Source organism: Bradyrhizobium daqingense, from assembly GCF_021044685.1.
In the GTDB taxonomy this organism is placed as follows: domain Bacteria; phylum Pseudomonadota; class Alphaproteobacteria; order Rhizobiales; family Xanthobacteraceae; genus Bradyrhizobium; species Bradyrhizobium daqingense.
Genome location: NZ_CP088014.1, coordinates 4,879,967 through 4,900,272 on the forward strand (window position 1 = coordinate 4,879,967; position 20,306 = coordinate 4,900,272).

At 65.4% G+C, this 20,306-nt stretch carries 25 protein-coding genes; 11 read left to right on the top strand and 14 right to left on the bottom strand.

Going from position 1 to position 20,306, the window contains the following annotated elements; translation table 11 throughout:
* Window positions 1-2: 2 nt before the first annotated feature.
* Window positions 3-2,084 carry a methyl-accepting chemotaxis protein gene (locus LPJ38_RS23030; protein ID WP_145631621.1) on the bottom strand — a complete coding sequence of 694 codons (2,082 nt, stop codon included), beginning with the start codon at window positions 2,082-2,084 and terminating at the stop codon, window positions 3-5.
* A gap of 109 nt (window positions 2,085-2,193) precedes the next feature.
* Window positions 2,194-2,622 carry a DUF1810 domain-containing protein gene (locus tag LPJ38_RS23035; protein ID WP_145631608.1) on the bottom strand — a complete coding sequence of 143 codons (429 nt, stop codon included), beginning with the start codon at window positions 2,620-2,622 and terminating at the stop codon, window positions 2,194-2,196.
* Between the two features lie 200 nt (window positions 2,623-2,822).
* Between LPJ38_RS23035 and LPJ38_RS23040 the strand changes: the two genes are divergently transcribed.
* The 4 genes from LPJ38_RS23040 to LPJ38_RS23055 all read left to right on the top strand — a co-directional run bounded on the left by LPJ38_RS23040 (window position 2,823) and on the right by LPJ38_RS23055 (window position 5,960).
* On the top strand, window positions 2,823-3,773 hold the full coding sequence (locus tag LPJ38_RS23040; RefSeq protein WP_167520434.1) for a DUF2778 domain-containing protein: 951 nt from the start codon (window positions 2,823-2,825) through the stop codon (window positions 3,771-3,773).
* A 66-nt stretch (window positions 3,774-3,839) separates the two neighbouring features.
* Window positions 3,840-4,097, top strand: a complete 258-nt coding sequence (locus LPJ38_RS23045; protein WP_008563293.1) for a hypothetical protein — start codon at window positions 3,840-3,842, stop codon at window positions 4,095-4,097.
* A 95-nt stretch (window positions 4,098-4,192) separates the two neighbouring features.
* Window positions 4,193-4,693: an SMI1/KNR4 family protein gene (locus tag LPJ38_RS23050; protein WP_145631593.1), complete on the top strand. Its 501-nt coding sequence runs from the start codon at window positions 4,193-4,195 to the stop codon at window positions 4,691-4,693.
* Window positions 4,694-4,868: 175 nt separating this feature from the next.
* Window positions 4,869-5,960 carry a TRAP transporter substrate-binding protein gene (locus LPJ38_RS23055; protein WP_145631590.1) on the top strand — a complete coding sequence of 364 codons (1,092 nt, stop codon included), beginning with the start codon at window positions 4,869-4,871 and terminating at the stop codon, window positions 5,958-5,960.
* 146 nt (window positions 5,961-6,106) lie between these two features.
* Here LPJ38_RS23055 and LPJ38_RS23060 read toward each other — a convergent pair whose 3' ends face one another.
* From LPJ38_RS23060 to LPJ38_RS23085, 6 genes are all read right to left on the bottom strand, one after another.
* Complete coding sequence (locus LPJ38_RS23060) at window positions 6,107-6,889, bottom strand: ABC transporter ATP-binding protein (RefSeq protein ID WP_145631587.1); 783 nt, start codon at window positions 6,887-6,889, stop codon at window positions 6,107-6,109.
* Window positions 6,877-7,932, bottom strand: coding sequence for a dihydrodipicolinate synthase family protein (locus LPJ38_RS23065; protein WP_145631584.1), 1,056 nt, complete (start codon window positions 7,930-7,932; stop codon window positions 6,877-6,879). The genes LPJ38_RS23060 and LPJ38_RS23065 overlap by 13 nt, the downstream gene beginning before the upstream one ends.
* 6 nt (window positions 7,933-7,938) lie before the next feature.
* Window positions 7,939-8,760: a GNAT family N-acetyltransferase gene (locus LPJ38_RS23070; protein WP_145631581.1), complete on the bottom strand. Its 822-nt coding sequence runs from the start codon at window positions 8,758-8,760 to the stop codon at window positions 7,939-7,941.
* Window positions 8,747-9,784 (bottom strand): NAD-dependent epimerase/dehydratase family protein, encoded by a 1,038-nt coding sequence (locus LPJ38_RS23075; RefSeq protein ID WP_145631578.1) that lies wholly within the window; start codon window positions 9,782-9,784, stop codon window positions 8,747-8,749. The genes LPJ38_RS23070 and LPJ38_RS23075 overlap by 14 nt, the downstream gene beginning before the upstream one ends.
* A gap of 16 nt (window positions 9,785-9,800) precedes the next feature.
* A complete protein-coding gene (locus LPJ38_RS23080) occupies window positions 9,801-10,571 on the bottom strand; it encodes an ABC transporter permease (RefSeq protein WP_145631575.1) in 771 nt (256 codons plus the stop codon).
* An 82-nt stretch (window positions 10,572-10,653) separates the two neighbouring features.
* The gene (locus LPJ38_RS23085; protein ID WP_145631572.1) at window positions 10,654-11,301 is read right to left on the bottom strand and encodes a TetR/AcrR family transcriptional regulator; all 648 of its coding nucleotides are present in this window, start codon (window positions 11,299-11,301) and stop codon (window positions 10,654-10,656) included.
* Window positions 11,302-11,401: 100 nt separating this feature from the next.
* Between LPJ38_RS23085 and LPJ38_RS23090 the strand changes: the two genes are divergently transcribed.
* The 5 genes from LPJ38_RS23090 to LPJ38_RS23110 all read left to right on the top strand — a co-directional run bounded on the left by LPJ38_RS23090 (window position 11,402) and on the right by LPJ38_RS23110 (window position 14,924).
* On the top strand, window positions 11,402-12,406 hold the full coding sequence (locus LPJ38_RS23090) for an ABC transporter substrate-binding protein (protein WP_145631569.1): 1,005 nt from the start codon (window positions 11,402-11,404) through the stop codon (window positions 12,404-12,406).
* Window positions 12,407-12,715: 309 nt separating this feature from the next.
* On the top strand, window positions 12,716-13,414 hold the full coding sequence (gene minC, locus LPJ38_RS23095; RefSeq protein ID WP_145631566.1) for a septum site-determining protein MinC: 699 nt from the start codon (window positions 12,716-12,718) through the stop codon (window positions 13,412-13,414).
* 21 nt (window positions 13,415-13,435) lie between these two features.
* Window positions 13,436-14,251 carry a septum site-determining protein MinD gene (gene minD / locus LPJ38_RS23100; RefSeq protein WP_061848306.1) on the top strand — a complete coding sequence of 272 codons (816 nt, stop codon included), beginning with the start codon at window positions 13,436-13,438 and terminating at the stop codon, window positions 14,249-14,251.
* A complete protein-coding gene (gene minE, locus LPJ38_RS23105) occupies window positions 14,248-14,529 on the top strand; it encodes a cell division topological specificity factor MinE (protein WP_060735910.1) in 282 nt (93 codons plus the stop codon). Before minD ends, minE begins: the two co-directional genes overlap by 4 nt.
* Before the next feature lie 209 nt (window positions 14,530-14,738).
* Window positions 14,739-14,924 carry a hypothetical protein gene (locus LPJ38_RS23110; RefSeq protein WP_145631561.1) on the top strand — a complete coding sequence of 62 codons (186 nt, stop codon included), beginning with the start codon at window positions 14,739-14,741 and terminating at the stop codon, window positions 14,922-14,924.
* Window positions 14,925-14,945: 21 nt separating this feature from the next.
* On the opposite strand, the gene LPJ38_RS23115 is transcribed toward LPJ38_RS23110, so the two are convergent.
* Window positions 14,946-15,197 carry a hypothetical protein gene (locus tag LPJ38_RS23115; RefSeq protein ID WP_145631558.1) on the bottom strand — a complete coding sequence of 84 codons (252 nt, stop codon included), beginning with the start codon at window positions 15,195-15,197 and terminating at the stop codon, window positions 14,946-14,948.
* A gap of 105 nt (window positions 15,198-15,302) precedes the next feature.
* Entirely contained in the window at window positions 15,303-15,695 is a 393-nt protein-coding gene (locus LPJ38_RS23120) for a hypothetical protein (protein WP_145631555.1), read from the bottom strand.
* Window positions 15,696-15,824: 129 nt separating this feature from the next.
* Here LPJ38_RS23120 and LPJ38_RS23125 point away from each other — a divergent pair, with 129 nt between their 5' ends.
* Entirely contained in the window at window positions 15,825-16,610 is a 786-nt protein-coding gene (locus LPJ38_RS23125; RefSeq protein ID WP_145631552.1) for an SDR family NAD(P)-dependent oxidoreductase, read from the top strand.
* Here the strand turns inward: LPJ38_RS23125 and LPJ38_RS23130 are convergent, their stop codons facing one another.
* Together LPJ38_RS23130 and LPJ38_RS23135 are read right to left on the bottom strand one after the other, a co-directional pair.
* Window positions 16,611-16,841: a DUF6894 family protein gene (locus LPJ38_RS23130; RefSeq protein ID WP_145631548.1), complete on the bottom strand. Its 231-nt coding sequence runs from the start codon at window positions 16,839-16,841 to the stop codon at window positions 16,611-16,613.
* 384 nt (window positions 16,842-17,225) lie between these two features.
* A complete protein-coding gene (locus LPJ38_RS23135) occupies window positions 17,226-18,242 on the bottom strand; it encodes a hypothetical protein (RefSeq protein ID WP_145631545.1) in 1,017 nt (338 codons plus the stop codon).
* Between the two features lie 331 nt (window positions 18,243-18,573).
* Here LPJ38_RS23135 and LPJ38_RS23140 point away from each other — a divergent pair, with 331 nt between their 5' ends.
* On the top strand, window positions 18,574-19,176 hold the full coding sequence (locus LPJ38_RS23140) for a L,D-transpeptidase (protein ID WP_167520414.1): 603 nt from the start codon (window positions 18,574-18,576) through the stop codon (window positions 19,174-19,176).
* 60 nt (window positions 19,177-19,236) lie between these two features.
* Here LPJ38_RS23140 and LPJ38_RS23145 read toward each other — a convergent pair whose 3' ends face one another.
* Entirely contained in the window at window positions 19,237-19,668 is a 432-nt protein-coding gene (locus LPJ38_RS23145) for a COG4315 family predicted lipoprotein (RefSeq protein WP_145631539.1), read from the bottom strand.
* A 121-nt stretch (window positions 19,669-19,789) separates the two neighbouring features.
* Window positions 19,790-20,254 carry a MarR family winged helix-turn-helix transcriptional regulator gene (locus tag LPJ38_RS23150; RefSeq protein ID WP_145631536.1) on the bottom strand — a complete coding sequence of 155 codons (465 nt, stop codon included), beginning with the start codon at window positions 20,252-20,254 and terminating at the stop codon, window positions 19,790-19,792.
* Window positions 20,255-20,306: the final 52 nt, after the last annotated feature.

Sequence of the window (20,306 nt, forward strand, 5' to 3'; positions counted from 1 at the left end):
CGTTACGCGGCCCTGACCTCGCCGAGGAAGCGGTCGACCTGTCCGGCGAGATCGCGCGACTGGGTGGAGAGCTGCTGGGCGGCGCCCAGCACTTCCCTCGCGGCGGCGCCGGTGTCGTCGGCGGCGCGCTGCACGCCGGAGATGTTGCTGTTGACCTCCTGGGTGCCGCGCGCGGCCTCCTGGACGCTGCGGGCGATCTCCTTGGTCGCCGAGCCCTGCTCCTCGATCGCGGCGGCGATCGCGGTGCCGATCTGGTCGATCTCGCCGATGACCTCGGCGACGTTGCGGATCGCGGCCACGGTCTCGTCGCTCGCGGTTTGAATCGCGGTGATCTGCTCGGAGATTTCGGTGGTGGCCTTGGCGGTTTGGCCGGCCAACGACTTCACTTCGGAAGCAACCACGGCAAAGCCGCGGCCGGCTTCGCCGGCGCGGGCGGCCTCGATGGTGGCGTTCAGCGCGAGCAGGTTGGTCTGCTCGGCGATGCTCTGGATCAGTGTCACGACGTCACCGATCTTCTGGGCACCCTCGGCGAGCGTGCGGGCGGTATCGCCGGTGCGGCGGGCATTGTCGACGGCGCGGGCCGCGATCTCGGTCGATTGCGCGACCTGACGGCCGATCTCGGCGATCGATGAGGTCAGTTCCTCGGTGGCGCTGGCGACGGTCTGCACGTTGGTCGAGGTCTGTTCGGAGGCCGCGGCGACGACTGCCGCCTGGCTGTTGGTCTGGGCCGCGGTCGACGTCATCGACTGCGCCGTGCTTTCCATCGTGGAGGAGGCGCGGGAGAGGCCGCCGACGAGCTCGGTGACCTTGGCCTCGAAGGCGCGGGTGAGGTCGTCGAGCGCCTGGGCGCGGCGCATCTTGCCGTCGTTCTCGGCCTGCTTCTCGGCGGCGAGCCGGTCGGCCCGGATCATATTGTCCTTGAACACCTGAACCGCCGCGGCCATCGCGCCGATCTCGTCGGAGCGGTCGGCGCCGGGGATGCCGTCCGCAACCTCGCCCTCGGCGAGCCGCGACATCCGCGTCGTCAGGCCGACGATCGGCGCGCAGACGCGGCGGCGGACGGCCACGACGAGGCCGACGCTCGCGATCAGAACGGCGGCAAGGCCGGCAAGCGCGATGATGAAGCTGGTGCGCGCGGCCGAGGAAGCGCCGCCGAGGATCTGCTCGGCGTTGTCGTAGAAGGCGTCGCGGACGCCGATGATGGTGCCGAGGCCGCGCTGCGTGGCGGCGTAATAGGTGTCCATGTCGTGTTCGTATTTGCCGCTGACCGCGCCGTCCTTGACGAGCTTGAGCTCGCGGCCGAACTCTTCGACATAGATCGCGTTGAACTTCTCCAGGGCTTCGGCGACGTTCGCCGGCGTCGTCGGATTGCCGCGCAATTCCTGTAGCGACATCACGATCTGGTCGTTGCGGCCCTGCGAGCGGGCGATGTCGGCCTTCTCGGCGTCGGTCGCCGATTTCTTGCCGCCGACAAGATTCTTGTGCAGGCTGGAATTGAAGCCGCCGACGTCGCGCAGCGTCATTGCGATGTTGGCGTAGCTGGCCTGACGGTAGGCGTCGCCGTTGAGGATCGCCATGCGGCGGACCTGCTCGTTGAGCAGCGCGGTCACGCCGGCGTTGAGCAAGGCATTGTCGGCGACGATCTTCTTGGCCGCGTCCTTGCGGGCCTCCGCGGGCCCGGTGAGCGCCTTGTCGATGGCCTCGCGCAGGGCGGTGAATTTCGCATTGATGCCGTCGATGTTGCTGCCGATGGTGCCACCGTCGTCGAACGCGCCGGGCAGCTCCTTGCGTAGGGCATTCATCCTGTCGCGAGCGGCGTCGGTCTGCTTGCGCAGCTTGTCGTGCTCGGAAAGCTGCGCAGGATCGACGGTGGCAGGCCCGTAGAGGATGTTGGTGGCGAAGCCGCGCTCGGGGTTGAGGTAGCGCGGGATGTCGCTGGCAGCGCGGACGATCGCCAGGCGGCCTTGCGCCTCGCTGATCCGTTCCATCGTCTGGTATTTCGTCACGGCGACATAGACGGCGAGGCCGCCGCCCACGGTCGACAGCGAGACGATGGCGGCGGTCAGGAGCGTACCGATTTTCATGATCTATCCGGCAATTGGCGCGGGAGAATTATTTTGCTCGGAAGATAGGCAGGCGATGTTAATCCGGGGTTTACGCTGGTGGCCGCGGGACGGCACCGATCACCGTCTTTCAGTCGAGGGTGGCGAGGATATCGAGCGTGGCCCGGTCGGGCTCACCGGCGAAATAGCGGGCGAGCGCTTCCTCGAAAATGGGCTCATCGGACGCCGCGCCGAAGAGCGTCATCGACGAGCGGAATTTGGCGTCGTCGGGTGCGCCGAGGATGGCGTTGATGGTCCGCCCCTGGACGGCAAGGACGAGCCCGGTGCATTCGGTCAGGCGCCTCCCGAGGACGGGGTGGGCGAGATAGGCCCGGGCCTTGGCGCGGGAGCCGATGGCATAACGTTGCGACATGGCGCTGAAGCCGAGGCCTGCGACCTGCGGGAAGATGAACCACATCCAGTGAGTCTGCTTCCGGCCCCGGGCAAGCTCGCCCTGAACGTCCCGATAGACCGGGTCCTGGGCCCGGACAAAGCGATCTAGATCGAAAGGATCGGTCATTGGATACCTTAAGAGGCCCTGCCAAGCCCTTGCCGGCCGCGATTATGCCTAACTTTTGGCTCCCAATGTGGTAGCTGGTATAGAGTCTCCGGGTGGGGTTGGGTGCCCCCGGGGGTCGATTTGGGGATCTGATGGTTTCCGACGCAGCACATGCCGAGAGGCTGTTGTCGCGCCGCCGTGTCGGGCGAGCCGAAAAGATTTTGCTGTCCCTGGCAGCGATCGCGCTGGCGCTTGGCGCTGCCGCGTGGGTTATGGATATGGGCGATTCGACCCCGCTGGTCTCCGCCGCGCTGCCGCCGCCCAACGTGCCGTCATTCGAGGATCGTTTCGCTTCCGCCTCCGGCAATCCGCCTGCCCGCGAACTCGGCCTGCGGACGTTGGAGCGCTCAGCCCTGAATGCGGTCCAGCTCAAGCTTCGCGATGCCAAGGCGATGCTCGCAGAGAAGCTTCAGGGCGACGACTGGCGCTCGATGCTGACCGAAGACGATCGGGCCGCGGTCGACGAGAGGAGGCCCTCGCACCGCACGGACGCCGTGCCGATGCCGCGCTCGCGTCCGGTCCAGGCGGACTTGGCTGCCCAGATCGCCTCCAGCCAAGCCTACGCCGATACCGGTCCCAGGGTCGACAACCGCAACTTCTTCGAGAAATTCACCGACAAGATCAAGCTGGCCTCGCTGACGCCCGGTGACGGCCTGTTGAGCAGGGGGCCAGATCTCGCCGCGCTGGGCTACGATTCGCGCACCGCGGTCTATGACATCTCGGCCAAGGCGGTCTATCTGCCGAGCGGCGTGGCGCTGGAAGCCCATTCCGGACTTGGCGCGCTGATGGACGACCCCGCCCATGTTGACCGGCGGATGGTCGGCGCGACGCCGCCGGCGACCTATGATCTGAAGCCGCGCGAAAAGCCATTCCATGGCGTCCGGGCGCTGCGTTTGACGCCGGTCGAAGGCACCAGCGCACTTGGTCGCGTCGGTCTGCTGACACACAGCTACCTGCTCGGGCCGCGCGGCGATTCCAACGGCTGCGTCTCGATCAAGGACTATGACCGCTTCCTCAAGGCCTACGACAATGGCGAGTTCAATCGTCTGGTCGTCGTGCCGAGCCTGCGCGGATCGGCAACCGCCTCGCAGCGCGCCAGTACCGATTCCTGATATTTGCCTGCCGCGGCAGGGCTGCCCTTTCCCCTTCGTTAAGTCGTCCTCGTCCAGAAGCAGCCCATGAGTGATCCATCAAGCTCCGAGACCCCGCTGCGCACGACGTTCAAGATCAAGCTGAACGGTGACACGTTGGCGATTGCGACCGTCGGCCAGGCCTATCAGTTCCTGACCAATTTCAAGTCGGTGGAATGGATGGAATTCCGCTCCCTGCATGAGGACGCGGTCGTCGCGCTGGAAGGCGCCGCCGAGAACGCCATGCTCGCAGTGCAGGCGACCAACGCCGTGCGCGCGCTGTTCGTCAGCGCAAAGCTGCTCTGAGAGAAACTCTCCCTCTGGCCTGAGCCTTCGCCCTCGAACCCGCTGCAAGGCGGGTGCGACGAAGGCTTGCGCGTGTCCGCGCCAGGGAGAGGTGTATGGAATTAGCCAGATTCATCGCAGGCGTCGACGTTGGCGCGGAGCAGCCGACGGAGGCGGCGCTGACAGCCTTCGAGACCTCCATCGGCTGCCGATTGCCGGATGATTATCGTCGCTTCCTGCTGGCCTGCGCCGGCGGCTATCATCAGGGGGGCGCCGACTTCAACTGGCCGCATGGGGATTGGGCGGGTTCGGTGCAGGAGGTGTTGGGATTGCGGTCCGACGAGTGCTCGCTGGTGCAGACGCGCCAGACGCCGCAATGGCCGACCGTCGATGAGCTGTTGTGGATCATGAGCGACCACGGCGGCAATCCGATCTGCATGACGATCGACAAGGCCCATTTCGGCAAGATCTGGTTCATGGACCACGAGATGGCCGAATACGAAAAGCCCTGGACACTGGCGCAGGCGATGTCCGATCAATGGGGCTATGTCCTGCCGCTAGCACCGACGTTCAGCGATTTCATCGCCGGACTGTACGAGGAAGCAGCGGCCGCGTGAGGTGAGGACCGGGCGGCGGGGCCGCCGCGGCTGGTCCAGCTGGCTCGCGGTATCCGGTGCAAGCCGGACCTGTCTTTTCCGTCGCTTGAACTCCGCTCCAGGAACGGGCAAACGGTTCGCCAAGAAACCGTGGCCCAGGCCATCCATTCGACGCTGAGTTCAAGGGAGACACCTCATGAAACGTCGTACATTCCTGAAGGGTGGCGCGGTCGCCGGCGCGACGACGCTGGTTGCCGCTCCCGCGATTGCGCAGAGCGCGCCCGAGATCAAATGGCGCCTGACATCGAGCTTCCCGAAATCGCTCGACACCATCTACGGCACGGCGCAGACCTTTGCGAAATACGTCGCCGAGGCCACCGACAACAAATTCCAGATCCAGACCTTCGCCGCCGGCGAACTCGTTCCCGGCCTCCAGGCGCTCGATGCGGTCAGCGCCGCCACGGTCGAGATGGCGCAGACGCCGCTTTATTTCTACATCGGCAAGGAGCCCGCGCTGGCCTATGCCACCGGCGCGCCCTTCGGCATGAACCATCGCCATCAGGAATCGTGGTGGCACTTCGGCGGCGGCGCCGACCTCACCAACGAAGCGCTGAAGCCGTTCAAGACGCACGCCATCCTCTGCGGCAATTCCGGCACCCAGATGGGCGGCTGGTTCCGCAAGGAGATCAAGACGGTCGATGATCTCAAGGGCCTTAAATTCCGCATCGCCGGCATGGGCGGCCACGTGCTGGCGCGGCTCGGCGTCGTGCCGCAGCAGCTCGCCGGCGGTGACGTGTATCCGGCGCTCGAGAAGGGGACGATCGATGCTGCGGAATTCGTCGGTCCCTATGACGACGAGAAGCTCGGCTTCCAGAAGGTCGCCAAGTACTATTACTTCCCCGGCTGGTGGGAAGGCGGCGCCATGCTGCACATGATCGTCAACGACGAGAAATGGGCATCGCTGCCCAAGCACTACCAGGCCATCGTCACCCAGGCCGGCTCGGCGGCTGGCGCCTGGATGCTCGAGAAATACGACAGCGTGAATCCGGCGGCACTGAAGCGGCTGATCGCCAACGGCGCGGAGCTGAAGGCATTCCCGCAGCCGGTGCTGGAGGCCTGCTACAACGCGACCCAGGAGCATCTGAACGAGCTCGCCGCCAAGAGCGATCTGTTCAAGCGGACCAAGGAAAGCCACGACGCCTATATGAAGGAGCTGCTGTTCTACACGCAAATCGCGGAGAATTTTTACGACAACTATCTGCTCAGCAAGACGCGCAACAGGAGCTGATTGTGAGGGGCGCGGGTGTTCACGCCGCGCCCGGTTCTCGTAGGGTGGGCAAAGGCGCACTTGCGCCGTGCCCACGTTCTCTCGCTTCATCGGCAATGGTGGGCACGCTTGCGCTTTGCCCACCCTACGAGCCCCGGCCAAGCGGCTTACGCCGTTGCCAGTCCCAGCTTCGCATAGATCCTTCGCGCATAGGCACCAAACGCATCCGTGGTCTTCAGCGGAAGGTCGCGCGGGAAGGGCAGGTCGATCGGGAAATAGTCGGCCATCTTCGCAGGTCCCGCGGTCAGCACGGCGCAATGCGATGACAGGAACACGGCTTCCTGGATCGAGTGCGTGACGAAGATGATGGTCTTGCCGCTCTCTCGCCAGATCCGCAGCATCTCCAGATTCATTTGCTCGCGCGTCAGCGCATCGAGTGCGCCGAAGGGCTCGTCCATCAGGATCAGCTTGGGATCATGGACGAAGGCGCGCGCGATCGCGGTGCGCTGCTGCATGCCGCCGGAAAGCTGCTGCGGATATTTCTGCTCATAGCCGGCAAGTCCGACCAGATTGAGCAGATCGCGTGCCCGCTCGCGCGCGGCCTTCATGGGCAGGCCGACGATCTCGGCCGGCAGGAGCACGTTGTCCAGGATGGTACGCCACTTCAGGAGCAGCGCCTGCTGAAACACCATGCCGATGTCGCGGGTCGGATCGAACGGGCTCCTGGCGTTGCCGATCTTGACGGTGCCGCCGTCGGCGCCGTGCAGGCCGGCCAGGATTTTCATCACCGTGGTCTTGCCGCAGCCGGAGGGGCCGACCAGCGAGACCAGCTCACCTTCCTGCACGTCCATGGTGACGTCGGACACCGCGAGAAATTCGGCTCCGCCGCTGCGATAGACCTTGCGGACGCCCTGCAGGCTGATGAAGGGGGCCGAGCTCATGCCAGCCATTTGTCCAGGTTCTCGGCGACGAAGGCATCGTCGCTGAGGTCGGCATGCTCGCGCGTGACGCGGTCGATCTCTTCCTTCTGGCCGGGGCTGAGGCCCTCGTTCGGATCCAGGCACCACAGGCCCTGCAGCAGGCCCTGGCGCCGCAGCACCTCGTGACAGCCGGCGATGCAGCCGTGAAAATTGTTCGCGACGTCGAAGAAGGCGCTGTTGCAGTCCGTGATGCGGGCATCGAGCGCGAGCAGGTCGGCGGGCACGCTGTCCTTGTGCCGCGCGGCCTTGCAGCGCTCGAACTGCTTGATGGCGCTCGCGGTCCACACCGACCAATGGCCGAGCAGGCCACCTTTGAAGTAGGTCCGCGTCGTGACGCCCTTGTCGCGCAGGTCGAACGGCAGCACCAGATCGAGCAGGATGTGGTCGTCATTGCCGGTGTAGAGCGCCACGCGGTCGAGCGCGCCGGCGGCTGCCACGCCGCGGAGCACGTCGAGCGTACGGTAGCGGTTGAACGGCGCGATCTTGATGGCGATGACATTGTCGATCGAGGCGAAGCGCTGCCAGAACCGGCTCGACAGGATGACGCCGCCGACGGCCGGCTGGAGATAGAAGCCGACCAGCGGAATCTCGGCGGCGACGGACGTGCAATGCGCGATGATCTCGTCCTCGGAGGCGTTCTTCATCGCCGCGAGGCTGAGCAGGCCGGCGTGATAGCCGATATCGCGCGCGGTGCGGGCCTCAGCGACGGCCTGGCTGGTCGGGCCGGCAAGGCCCGCGACCATCGCCAGCGGACGCTGGGTCCAGCTTGCGGCGGTCTCAGCAGCGAGCTCGAGCACGGGACGGTAGAGGCCGACGTCGCGGATCGCGAACTGGGTCGTATGGACGCCGACGGCGAGGCCGCCTGAGCCGGCGTCGATGTAATAGCGCGTCAGCGCCCGTTGATGCTTTTTGTCGAGCTGACGCTCGGCGGTGAGGGCGAGGGGATGCGCCGGCAGCACGGTGCCGTCGGCAATCAGCTTGCGGATGTCGGCATTGATCTGGCTGTGGTGCATGGTGTCCTATCCGAATTCAGGGCCGGCGACGGCGAAGGGCGTTTCTTCGGCGGCGGTGGTGGCGGGACCAAACCGCATGCGCTGGAACGGCCGCTCGACGGTCCAGCCAGCCTCAAGCAATCCATCCAGGAACGTGCGTTGCGATGCGACGGCGTCGAGCAGGAGCGGGCGGGTCTCGGACCGCGCGATCGCATCAACCAAAGCCACGGCATCGGCGGCATCATCGGCGAACAAGGGGCCGATATGACGCGCAGTTCTGCCGCCGCGGACCAGGGCAATGGCACCATTGGCTGTAACAATGCGAGATCCGGAGCGCTGCGCGAAGGCGGCGAGCAGGGCGGTTCGGTCGAGGCCGGTAGCCCGAAGATCGCGGGCACGAAGCGCCTCGAGCGTTGCGGTTGCCGGTGCCGGACCGGGGGACGGCTCGGCACTCGTCAGTTTCAGCCGGCGCAATTCCAGGATCGGCGTGAAGCCGAGCGGCCCGTAGACGGCAGCACCGTCGGGCGTGGCGTCGAGCCAGCTCGTCAGGCCATTCTTGCGCGCGGTCTCCAGGCACGCATCGACAAGGCGGGTCGCTAGACCGCGGCGGCGGTGTGTGCCTGATACCAGCACCATGCTGATCCAGGCGTTGTTGCCGGAATAGGGCAGCAGCGCCGCGGTCGCGACCAGTCGCGCGCCGTCGCGGATGCCGAACACGATGCCGTCGCGCAGGAAGATGCGCCAGTCTTCCTCGGTCTGATTCCAGTGCGCTTCCGTCGAAAGCGCCAGCCCCGCGATCGCGTCCTGCACGCCGAGCTTGAGGACGAGCGGAGCCTCAGTAGCGTCCATCGCGCACCTCGTATTTGGTAGGCTTGCCGAGGCTCGGCATGGCGCGGGAGACCCAGTCCGCGGTCCAGGCGATCAGCTGCTCGGTGTCGACCACGGGGAGGCCGAACAGTCCGACCGCCTTCGACGTGTCGGTGAGCCACGCGGTCGGCTGCTCCTGGCCCGTCAGCACGGGCGCGCGGCCAAACCTTGCGCCGAATTTCTGGGCGAGATCGCGCACGGCCAAGATCTCGTGGCCGCTGACATTGATCGGCGAAGTCGGCGTCGTGCAATGCGCGAGGCAGCGTAGCGCCTGCGCGGACGCATCGCCCTGCCAGATGAAGTTGACATGGCCGAGGCTGACGTCGATCGGCGTGCCCATCAGCACTTTGGTTGCGATGTCGTGCAGCACACCGTAACGCATGTCGATCGCGTAGTTTAGACGGAACAGCCGGCCGGGCGTGCCGAACTTGCGCGAGAAATATTCGAACATGCGCTCGCGGCCGACGCAGGACTGGGCGTACTCGCCGGGCGGGTTCGGCGCCATATCCTCGGTCGAGCCTTTGCCGTCGACCGGCACGAACGGATAGATGCAGCCGGTCGAGAAAGCCACGATGCGTGAGGAGGGGAAGGCCTGCGCGACGAGCGCCGGCACATGGGCGTTCATCGCCCAGGTGAGCGACAGATCGCCCTCCGCGCCGAACTTTCGGCCGGCCATGAAGACGATGTTCGGCGCTTTGGGCAACGCTTGAATGGCGCGCTCGTCCATCAGGTCGCAATTGATGGTCTCGACGCCGCGTGCCTGCAGCCACTCCTTCACGCCGGGTTCGCTGAAGCGCGCGACGCCGATGACGCGACGGTCCGGCGCCGCAGCTTTCGCGAGTCCCGCCAGCGTCGGGCCCATCTTGCCGGCGACGCCGAGGATCATGATGTCGCCCTCGACCTTCGCGAGATCGTCGATCAGGGACTGCGTCGGCCGGCACAGGAGCTCGTCGAGCGCCGCGATGTCGGGGATGGTCTTTGGCAGCGTCTGGCGGGTGAGCAGCATGGATTTGTCCCTGGTCCTAGTTCTGCCTGGCATCGCCGACCACGAACATGCGTTCGAGGGCGAGCACCAGGCCGTAGAGAGCGACCCCGAGCAGCGTCAGCAGCACGACCGCCATCACCATCGCGGGCGTGTCGAGCGAGGACTGCACCTGGATCATGAGGTAGCCGAGCCCGCGCTCGGAGGCGATGAACTCGCCGACGATGGCGCCGGCGACCGCGAGGATGGCGCCGACCTTCATGCCGGAGAAGATGTAAGGCAGCGATCCCGGCAGTTGGATCTTGCGAAACAACGTCCAGCGCGAGCCGCGCAGCGATTTGACGAGATCGAGCAGATCAGGCTCGACCTCGCGCAGGCCCCGTGCAGTGGTGAGCAGGATCGGGAAGAAGCAGATGCTGAAGGCGATCAGGATGTTCGGTACGATGCCGTAGGAGAACCAGACGATGAAGAGCGGGCCGAGTGCGACCTTCGGGATCATGTTCAGCGTCACGAACAGCGGCAGCAGCACGAGGCTCAGCAGCGGCGCCCAGCTGAAGATCACTGCCAGCGCGACGCCGACGAAGGCGCCGAGCGCAAAGCCGCCGAGGATCTCGATCGCCGTGACCAGCGTGTTGGCGCCCCAGGCATAGCTCGCGGTTCCCAGCGTCTGAACGGTGGCGAGGGGTGAGGGCAGAATGAATTTCGGCACATGGAAGGCGTCGACCGCGACCTGCCAGAGCACGAGCACGGCAAGGTGCACGATCAGGATGATCGCAAAGCTGCGTGCCGTGCGCGCCCGGTCGGCTGCCAAGTGTCGCTCCCTGTTGTCCGCGGCCTCGCTGCCGCGATGTCAGCCTAACCCTCCTCGGGACAGGTTTCAACCAGTTGGTTGATTATGGCCGGAGCGAATGGAGCACGAGATCGGCGACGTGCCTGCGCCGGGCGCGGCGCTGGGCGCGGCTCGACAGGTCCTTGCCGAAGATGGCCGACAGGGTCGGCGTGTTGGAGAAGAAGAAATAGCTGAGGCCTGCGATGGAGATGTAGAGCTGGACGGGATCGATCCCCTTGCGGAACACGCCCGCGCGCACCCCCTCGTTGAGGATATGGGAGACGCTTTTGACCAGGGGAGAATGCATGGCCTCGAGCCGCGTCGAGCCGCGGACGTGGCGGGCGCCGCCACGATTCTCGTCGTTCAGAAGCACGATGAAATCAGGGTTTGCCGCGAGGTGGTCGAACGAGGCTTCGATCAGCCTGCGGATCGCCTTTTCCGGCGGCAGGCCTTCGAGATTGAGCCTGCGCTCCTGCTCGCGAATGTCCTCATAAACCCATTCGAGCACGGCGAGGTAGAGCGCATCCTTGTCGCCGAAGTAGTGATAGACGAGCTGCTTGTTGACGCCGGCGCGCTCGGCGATCTCGTCGACCCGGGCCCCCGCAAGGCCGTGCCGGGCGAACTCCAGGCGGGCCGCGGTCAGCAGCTTATTGCGGGTCGCGACGGGGTCGCGGCGCTGCGGCACGGTGTCGCCAGATCGTTTTGCGGGCATTTTCAACCAAACAGTTGACAAGTTGAGGGCGGGCTTGTTGCATTGGTAGCCTCGCAAGGGGAGAGCGACAAGCCGGGTCGCGGCAACGAGGAGAGATGCGATGAAGCATTTGCAGGCGGCTATTGTGGCTCTGGCGCTGGGCTTGTCAGCGGTGCCCGCGAGCGCGGGTGAGGCGGTGAACCTGATCCTGAACTGGACGCCGACGGCCGACCACTCGCCGTATTATTACGCCAAGGCGCAGGGCTGGTATGAGAAGGCCGGCATCGACCTCACGATCGAGACCGGCAAGGGCTCCGGCGTCTCCGCCGCCAAGGTCGGCTCCGGGGGCTCGCCGTTCGGCGTCGCCGATCTCGCCACGATGCTGGTCGCCAAGAGCAAGGGCGCGGACACGGTTGCGGTGATGAGCGTCTATGCCAATACCGGCCAGACCTTCTACTGGCTCAAAAGCTACGGCGTGAACGGCGTGAAGGACTTTCCGAACCACAAGATCGGCAATCCCCCGGGGGATGCCTCGCGCGTGATGTGGCCGGCCTTTGCCAAGGCTGCCGGCATCGCGCCCGACTCCGTCGGCTTCGTCAATGTCGGACCGACCGCGAAGATCGCGGCGCTGAAGAGCCACACCGTGGACATCATCAGCGACTTCTACAACGAGCACGACCTCAAGGTGATCGAGTTCGGAGGCGATCTCGGCTACGTCAACTGGAAGGATATCGGGCTCAACCCCTACGGCAACTCGCTGATCGTCAACGGCGCCTACATGCAGAAGAATCCGAAGGTCGTTGAAGACTTCGTACGCGTCACGCAGAAGGCCTTTGCGGCCTGCGTCGCCGACGTCACGCCATGCCTGAAGGCGCTGCTCGACCAGGTCTCCGGTCTCGACAAGGCAAACCAGGAGCGCCAGTGGGAGCGCATCAAGTTCCTGATGACCGACGAATTCACGACGACCAAATCGCTCGGCTGGATCGACGGCGAGCGGATGAAGAAGGACTACGAGCTGGTCCATACCTATCTCGGCATGGAGAAACCGTTCGACGTGACAACCGCGTTCACGACGAAGATGCTGGATACGAGCATCAAGATGGACGCGAGCAAGGTGAAGAAGTAGGGGCTCGCTCCGTCCTCGCAATGACTGTATGGAGAGAGTGTGCTTCTCCCGCTCGTGCCCTGGACGCAGCGTAACGTCCCTTGACGGTGCGCTGCAGAGCCGGGGCCCATCTCGCCGAGAGCATGATCCGGGCGGTCTGGGTCCCGGCTCTGCGCAGCAGCGTTGCACGCTGCAGCGCGTCCGGAACACCAGAGCGGCGCCAACCGGCCTCCGGCTAGCATCCCACGTACCCCACGGAGAAATTAACCGGCCGTTAACCATATCCGCCGCATCGTTAACCATTCAATAACTGGGAACGAGTCGGCCGCCATGGAGGCTGTAGCCAAACCTCAACGACAGATGGTGCGCCTGCGCGGGCGCTCCTACGTGGCCTTCGTCTTCGTGCCGACGGTCCCGATCCAGGACTGGCTCCAGGAGATCGACGCGACGATCGCGCGTTCGCCGGGGTTCTTTGCGGGCCGGCCCGTGGTGATCGACCTGTCCTCGGTCGATCTCAGCCAGGCCGGCATCGGTCATCTGCTCACCAGCCTTCAGGACCGCAACATCCGCGTGCTCGGCATCGACGGAGTGGAGGAGGCGAGGCTGACCCCGATGATGCCGCCGCTGTTGTCGGGCGGGCGCAGCTGTGTGGTTGAGCCGAACGCACCCAAGAAGGCCGAGACGAAGGCGGAGAGCAAGCCGACCTCCCTGCTGCTCGATAGCCCGGTGCGCTCGGGCCAGACCGTGATCTTTCCGGAGGGCGACGTCACCATTCTCGGTTCGGTCGGCTCCGGCGCAGAGGTCGTTGCCGGCGGCTCCATCCACGTCTATGGCGCGCTGCGCGGCCGCGCCATGGCCGGGGTCAACGGACACACGAGCGCGCGCATCTACTGCCAGAAGATCGAGGCCGAACTGCTTGCAATCGATGGGTTTTACCAGACTGCGGACGACATAGACGCCGCCTTGCGCGGCAAGCCGGCGCAGGCCTGGCTGCAGGGGAATACCATGCGAATTACAGCACTGAACTGACCAGCAAAGGAGACATTTCAGATGAGTAAGGTACTGGTCGTGACATCAGGCAAGGGCGGGGTCGGCAAGACCACGACGACCGCCGCGCTCGGAGCCGCGCTCGCGCAACGCGGCGACAAGGTCGTCGTCGTCGATTTCGACGTCGGCCTGCGCAACCTCGACCTCGTCATGGGGGCCGAACGCCGCGTCGTGTTCGATCTCATCAACGTGGTGCAGGGCGTGGCAAAGCTCCCGCAGGCGCTGATCAAGGACAAGCGGCTGGAGAATCTCTGGCTGCTGCCGGCCTCGCAGACCCGCGACAAGGACGCGTTGACGGAGGAGGGCGTCGGCAAGGTCATCGCCGATCTGCGCAGCCGCTTCGACTGGGTGATCTGTGACAGCCCGGCCGGCATCGAGCGCGGCGCCTCCATGGCGATGCGCTTTGCCGACGAGGCCGTGATCGTCACCAATCCGGAAGTGTCGTCGGTGCGCGATTCAGACCGCATCATCGGCATGCTGGATTCCAAGACCGTACGGGCCGAGAAGGGCGAACGCGTCGAGAAGCACATCCTCATCACCCGCTACGATGCATCGCGCGCGGCGCGCGGCGAGATGCTGACCATCGACGACATCCTCGAGATCCTCGCAACGCCCTTGCTCGGCATCATTCCCGAGAGCCAGGACGTGTTGAAGGCCTCCAACGTCGGCACGCCGGTGACGCTGTCGAACGCAGACGGAGCGCCGGCGCGGGCCTATATGGACGCGGCCAAGCGCCTCTGCGGCGAGAACGTGACGATGCATGTTCCTGCCGAGCGCAGAGGTTTCATGGACCGCCTGCTGCGACGGAGGGCTGCATGAGCATGGGTCTGCTTCGACTTCTCCGCGGCAAGAAGGCTTCGGCACCTGTCGCACGCGAACGGCTGCAGATACTGCTTGCCCATGAACGCGGACAGCGCGGCCAACCCGATCTGCTCGCCGTGCTGCGCGAGGAAATCCTCGCCGTCGTGTCCAAGCACGTCACGCTGGACCCGACCAAGGTGATCGTGCGGCTCGAGCGGGGTGACGATGTATCGACCCTCGAGGTCGACATCGAGGTGCCCAACGATTTCGAGCGCAAGCGCGTGGCGGTCGCGTAGGGGACGCGACTGACGACGGCCCATTTGGGGTGGGTGAGAAGGCGGTCCGTCGGGCATGGCGGGCCGCCTTCGTCGTTTCGGACGTTCGAGTTCCAGATCTGCTGATGTGATCGGCCTCGGCAGGAACGGGGGTCGCTGCGAGATCGTTGTCTCGGACCCGCGGAGCGCCGAGCCGGGCGCCGCGGTTTCCTCATGACGGGAGAGCGCCCATGATGTCCGAGGTCCAGGTCCACACCGTCGCGCGGCAGATGCTGGAGCAGCATGGTTTTGCGGCGATCGCGAAGGCCGCCGAACAGGCGCAGGCATGCGAGGGACGTGGCGAGGCCGAGGAGGCCAAGGAATGGCGCCACATCGCCGACGCCATGAAGATCATGCGCGGCCCGCACCAGAGCTGACGGTCGCAAATCCGAGGGACTTCAACGTCCCCCGCGCTCCGAACCCTGCTGCGAGGTGCGGTTCTGCGTCTGCGGCTGGCCGCGCTCGCCCGTCTCCTTGCAGGGGAGCGGCTCCCACGATCCATCCGGCGCCTGCTGATAGGCGCTACAGGTTGACGACGCCGCGGATTTGTCCTCGCCCTTCTGGGCATCGGAATTCCTCGCCAAGGCTGGGGCGGCAAGCGTTACGCTCGTCGCCAGCGCAGCGGCCAAAATGAAATGAACAATGCGCATGGGCTTCTCCTGCTCGAAGACGCCGCATGCTTGCGAAAAATGTGACGAATATTTGCCGCGACGGCCGTTCCGTCGCGGCGTGCTTAACGCGGCTGGCGCTGCTCGTCAGCCGCCCTTGGCACGGATCAATCCGGCGAGGTTGGTCTTCTGCGCCTCGCACCAGCCGGACATACCGAGGCGGCGCTGGTCCATGTCGGTCGCCTGGGTCGCGATGGCGACCTCGGCCATCAGATCGTCGTCCTGCTTCTCGCCCATCTTGCCGCCGGTGTGAAGCCAGGCGATGGCCTTGCGCACCTTCTCAGTGGTGCCGTCGGGCAGATGCATCTGCTGCGCCCTCTGCACGAGGTCCTGATAGGCCAAATCCGTGTTGGGGCACTCGACCTTGGCGGCGAAGGCCTGCAAGACCATGGTCACATAGGTCGACCGCGGCGGCGCGTCGCCTGCCAGGGCCGGCGCGGTCAGCAGCAGCAGGCCCGCCATCAGAAAACCGGTGCGCATCCTTGGTATCTCCTCGTTTTTTTTGGAGGCTAGCCTCCGGCGCGCCGCGGTGCAATGGGACCGGAGCGCAATTGTCGCCGCTCCATACGGTGCGCTAACCTGGGGCCTTTCCCGGCCCCGGAGCGCGACATGAGCCTGTTCAGCACGCCTTTCGATACCGCACGCGACACCGCGCTCGTCACCGGCGCGGGCAACGGCATCGGCCGCGCGATCGCGCAGGCCCTGGTGGGCGAGGGTGTGCGGACCGTGTTCGCCGATGTCAGTGCCGCACGGGTGGAGGCCGCGATCGCCGCAAGCAAGAGGCCCGAGCTGGCGGTGCCATGGATCGGCGATCTCTCCAAGTCGGATGCCTGCGACGAGCTGCTGGCTGCCGCACAGGCGGGGCTCGGCGACATCACGCATTTCGTCCACAGCGCATCGCCGCCGCGGCGAGAGGCCGATCATGCGCTCGGGGTCGATCGCAGGACCTGGCAGGAGATGCACGCCGTCAATCTCGATGCCGGTTTTCACCTGGCGCGCGCGATCGCCACGGATCTGATCGCGGCGAAGCGGCCAGGCTCGTTCCTGTTTCTTACCTCGCTACATGCGGGCACGCCGCGCAATCTGCCGCATTATTCGACGGCAAAGGCGGCCATGGCGATGCTGGTGAAGGAGCTCGCCAAGACGTTCGGCCGTCACGGCATCCGGGTCAACGCGCTGGTGCCCGGCGCGATCGCGGCCGGCGGGTTCGTCGCGGATCCCGCGCTGGCGCGGCACATTCCGCTCGGGCGCCTCGGCGAGGCCAATGACCTCGCGCCGATGGCGCTCACGGTCTTGTCGAACAAGCTCTCCGCTTACGTCACGGGCGCAGCCTTCGTCGTCGACGGCGGATTGTCGCTGACGAACTGGTTCGAACCGCCGGTGCTCGACGGGTAGCTAGCGCTGCCAGGCCGGCACGGGATCGAGCGGCGTGCGATAGACCTCGTTGTGATCGAGATCGGTGACACGCACCGCGCAACCCCTGTGCTGGAGCTCCGGCTTCACCTGCGACAGCTCGCATGCCAATTGATCGGCGCGATCGGAAGCGACCTCGATGTCTTCGAGGATGATTCCGCCCTGGTTCTTGAACTCTTCACCAACCACGAGATCGAAGGAGTAGTAAGGCATTCGAATTCCCCGGTGTGACGACCCAGATATGAAAACAAGCCTTCAATGGAAAGTCTCGATACGTCCGGGATGATACCACTGAGTCGACATCTATCGAATGAACAGGCGGCGCAATCTCTGTGCTTATGGCGCAGAAATCATGTGCAGCATCCGGGGTCATTAAGAATTTATTAAATACGCGGCGCGATCATCAATGCATGGAATTGCAACAGAACCGGGCTCCGGGAACCGGCAGTTGCAAGAGAAGGCCGCCGGCATAGATCCCGACGGCCTTTTCTCTTGAGCGGAAGATGAGCTTCAATAGCGTTTCCCGTAATTGTCCGGACTCAACGCATAACTTCGACTCGGACAGCGTAGGCGACGTCGCTGTCGCCTGGCGTTGCGTTATCGCAGCGGCATCGGCGGACGCACGATCGGTCCATCGTCATCGGCAACGGCTTGCGTGGTCGTGACCGGCGCAGGCGATGGCGGCATGGCGGCCGTCTGCGAAGGCGGCGGCGGAGGTGCAAGCGGCGCAGGCGAAGAGGCCGGCATGTAGGTCCGCGTCACGGGCGGCTTCGGCTTGCGAACTGGCGCTGCCGCAGGCGGTGCCGGGAGCGCAGCAGCACGCGCGCGTGGATCAAGCGGGCGCGTCTCGGCAGCCACCGGCCTCGGCGCAGTCGCCTTCGCCATCTCGCGCGCCATCTGCTCCTGTCCGGCCTTCAGCTCGGCGATGTTGGCCTTGAGCTGCTCGATCTGCTGCGCCATCGCGGCGAGATCGTTCGTCATCGCCTGCACCGATTGCGCCGGATCCGGTTGCATTGCAGCCGGCGCGACGGCGGCTTGGGCCGGTGGCGGCGGCGCCGATGGCGCGGCGGCTTGATCGGCTGTTGCCGCTTGCGCCGGAGGCGGAGCGGCTTGCGCGGCGGGGACGGGCGTCGTCTGCGACGCCGAAGGCATGAATGAATTCATCAACGACGCCGCCACGGGTGTCCATTCGGCGAGCATGTTCTTTGCGGTGTCGCCATGCTGCTCCCAGGCAATCGAGGCCGCGACGCTGGCGCCGGCGAACAGGAACGCGAGGAACGCACCGCGCAGCCACTTGCCGACCGCGGATCGCTTCGGCTGATTGGGGCCATCGCTGGCCGTGATGCGAACGGCCGTGTCGACCTGCGGCGCTGCCGCAGCGGGTTTTCCATAGACCACGTTGATCGTAGGCTCCGGCGCACGCGGCGCAGCCGGCGCGAACCTCGGCTCTGGACGGGGCGCGATGTCCGGCGCCAGCGCCGGCGCTGCGCTCCCCGGGCGCGAGGCCAGCACGATGTCGGGAGAAATCTGAACCGCGTCGTGCGGATCGTTGTCCCTGACCGTGTCCTTCACGATCTCATCGACGATTTGCTTGGCGTTCAGCGTCGCGAGCATCGCAACTCCTTTGAAGCCTGGTGTTTGACGTAAGTGGTTGTTCGCATTGGCGCGAGCCGAGAGGGGGCGGCCCATCCCGAAGCCTTGGGCCCACGAGTCCAGCCCGGTTTGACCAAAGCAAGGCGAGGGGATGGAGATGCTGCGACGCTCCTCCGCCGTTTGTGGAGTGGAACCCGCGAACACGCGCACGTGTTCCGGGCTGCCTTGTTTTCAGCACGATTTTGACAGTATGTGGCGACGCGGGGGCGTTGCTGTCCGCTAACGGGGGTCGGCGGTGCCAAGATCTTTATTTGCTTTGTTCGTTGTTGCCTTGCTGCCGCTCGGCGGCTGCATGCAGACGACGCTTTCGCCGTCTACAGATGCGAGCATGACGCCGCGCGACCGGCAGTTGCTCGCGCATGCGCCTTATGCAAAGGCGAATGTGCCTGAGCAGTATCTGCGCCACATCGTCGATTACCACCGCAAGGAACAGCCGGGCACGATCCTGGTCGATACCGACGCGCGGTACCTTTATTTCGTGCTGCCCGACGGCAAGGCGATGCGCTACGGCGTCGCAGTCGGCGAGGAAGCCATGGCGTTCTCGGGCGTCGCGCGCGTCGGCCGGCTGGCGGAATGGCCGGACTGGGTTCCGACCGCGGACATCCAGGCGCGGCTTGGACCCTATCCCCCGCGCGTGGCCGGCGGCCCCGCCAATCCACTGGGGGCGCGTGGCATCTATCTCTATGTCGGAAACAAGGACACGCTCTACCGCATCCACGGCACCAACCAGCCAGAATATATCGGGCAGGCGATCTCGTCGGGCTGCATCCGGATGCGCAACGAGGACATCATCGACCTCTACGACCGCGTGAAGCTCAACTCGATGGTGGTGGTGCTGCCACCCGGGCAGAACGCGCAGGCCGAGACGGGCACGCGTCCGCGCTGGCGCGGCTGAGGGCCCGCGCTTTCGGTCAATCGGAATCAGGCAGCCGGCACTGGGCCTTGTACACTTGGCCTAGTTTTCCGGCCGCGCGACGCGCCATTGCAGCGTCATGGCGTTGCCGTTGGCATCGCCCGGCGCCTTGTCGGCGGGCGATGTGTAGAGCGGGCGATAGCGGTAGGCCCACATCTTGGTGCCGTCGTTGCGGCTGATCACGGTGAAGTCACCGACGGCTCTGGCGTCGGCCGTGGCGGCGAGCGGAACCCATAGCTCGGTGCACTTGTCGTTGCAGTTCGACGTCTTGCCGGTGGTGTCGCGCTCGTAGGTGTAGAGCGTCATGCCGTTGAGATCGACCAACTTGGAGCCCTGCTTGGTCAGGATGACCTTTGCTGGAGCCGTCGGCGCCTCGACCTTTGGCGGAGGAGGGTCGCCTCCGCCATGGCCGCCCGCGAGCGCATGACTGGCCGAGAGCGTCATGGCTGAGGCCACAACGAGGAACCTGAACATTCCGAAACTCCATCCCGCAAAGTTAATCGCGCGTTAAACGCCCAATGCGGTCGACGTTAGCAGCCGAAGGTTAGTTCCTGGTTTCGCAGTCCTGCGTCAATTGCGGACAAGCCGTCCCAATCTATGCCTGCACCTCGCGCAGCGGTGCGCGGCTGAGCTCATTGCCGGCGGCGATCGCCTTGCGCAGCAACCGCATCAATTCCTCGCCTTCCCTCGCGCTCAGTCCGCGCAAGAGGACGCGCTGCGCCGATTCGACCGCCGGCGTGATCCTTCGCAGCGTGTGCCGTCCTTCGTCGGTGATCTCGAGCTCCCGTGCGCGGCGGTCGCGGCTGGAGGCGCGACGCTCGATGAGGCCCTTCTGCACCAGGCGATCGATCACGCCTGTGATGGTGGTGCGGTCATAGGCGATCAACCCTGCCAGCGTCACCTGGTCGAGCCCCGGATTGGCTTTGATGGTCGCGAGCGCGGCGTATTGCACGGGCGTCAGATCGAAGCCCGCATCTCCGACCTCAGCCAGGAATACCGCGACCGCGATCTGCTGGAACCGGCGCGCCAGATGTCCAGGCATGTCGTTGTTGTCTTTCACCGAATTCTCCGTTGGGCAGGGACGGCGGGGATCGTTGACAAGTATACTGATC

Bases quoted from the DNA above. Each gene is read 5' to 3' on its own strand.
- LPJ38_RS23090 (WP_145631569.1), top strand. From the start codon at position 11,402: ATGAAGCATTTGCAGGCGGCTATTGTGGCTCTGGCGCTGGGCTTGTCA.
- minC (WP_145631566.1), top strand. From the start codon at position 12,716: ATGGAGGCTGTAGCCAAACCTCAACGACAGATGGTGCGCCTGCGCGGG.
- LPJ38_RS23050 (WP_145631593.1), top strand. From the start codon at position 4,193: ATGGAATTAGCCAGATTCATCGCAGGCGTCGACGTTGGCGCGGAGCAG.
- LPJ38_RS23110 (WP_145631561.1), top strand. From the start codon at position 14,739: ATGATGTCCGAGGTCCAGGTCCACACCGTCGCGCGGCAGATGCTGGAG.
- LPJ38_RS23145 (WP_145631539.1), bottom strand. From the start codon at position 19,668: ATGTTCAGGTTCCTCGTTGTGGCCTCAGCCATGACGCTCTCGGCCAGT.
- minE (WP_060735910.1), top strand. From the start codon at position 14,248: ATGAGCATGGGTCTGCTTCGACTTCTCCGCGGCAAGAAGGCTTCGGCA.
- LPJ38_RS23030 (WP_145631621.1), bottom strand. From the start codon at position 2,084: ATGAAAATCGGTACGCTCCTGACCGCCGCCATCGTCTCGCTGTCGACC.
- LPJ38_RS23075 (WP_145631578.1), bottom strand. From the start codon at position 9,784: ATGCTGCTCACCCGCCAGACGCTGCCAAAGACCATCCCCGACATCGCG.
- minD (WP_061848306.1), top strand. From the start codon at position 13,436: ATGAGTAAGGTACTGGTCGTGACATCAGGCAAGGGCGGGGTCGGCAAG.
- LPJ38_RS23135 (WP_145631545.1), bottom strand. From the start codon at position 18,242: ATGCTCGCGACGCTGAACGCCAAGCAAATCGTCGATGAGATCGTGAAG.
- LPJ38_RS23070 (WP_145631581.1), bottom strand. From the start codon at position 8,760: ATGGACGCTACTGAGGCTCCGCTCGTCCTCAAGCTCGGCGTGCAGGAC.
- LPJ38_RS23045 (WP_008563293.1), top strand. From the start codon at position 3,840: ATGAGTGATCCATCAAGCTCCGAGACCCCGCTGCGCACGACGTTCAAG.
- LPJ38_RS23125 (WP_145631552.1), top strand. From the start codon at position 15,825: ATGAGCCTGTTCAGCACGCCTTTCGATACCGCACGCGACACCGCGCTC.
- LPJ38_RS23130 (WP_145631548.1), bottom strand. From the start codon at position 16,841: ATGCCTTACTACTCCTTCGATCTCGTGGTTGGTGAAGAGTTCAAGAAC.
- LPJ38_RS23085 (WP_145631572.1), bottom strand. From the start codon at position 11,301: ATGCCCGCAAAACGATCTGGCGACACCGTGCCGCAGCGCCGCGACCCC.
- LPJ38_RS23115 (WP_145631558.1), bottom strand. From the start codon at position 15,197: ATGCGCATTGTTCATTTCATTTTGGCCGCTGCGCTGGCGACGAGCGTA.
- LPJ38_RS23120 (WP_145631555.1), bottom strand. From the start codon at position 15,695: ATGCGCACCGGTTTTCTGATGGCGGGCCTGCTGCTGCTGACCGCGCCG.
- LPJ38_RS23035 (WP_145631608.1), bottom strand. From the start codon at position 2,622: ATGACCGATCCTTTCGATCTAGATCGCTTTGTCCGGGCCCAGGACCCG.
- LPJ38_RS23060 (WP_145631587.1), bottom strand. From the start codon at position 6,889: ATGGCTGGCATGAGCTCGGCCCCCTTCATCAGCCTGCAGGGCGTCCGC.
- LPJ38_RS23055 (WP_145631590.1), top strand. From the start codon at position 4,869: ATGAAACGTCGTACATTCCTGAAGGGTGGCGCGGTCGCCGGCGCGACG.
- LPJ38_RS23065 (WP_145631584.1), bottom strand. From the start codon at position 7,932: ATGCACCACAGCCAGATCAATGCCGACATCCGCAAGCTGATTGCCGAC.
- LPJ38_RS23140 (WP_167520414.1), top strand. From the start codon at position 18,574: ATGCAGACGACGCTTTCGCCGTCTACAGATGCGAGCATGACGCCGCGC.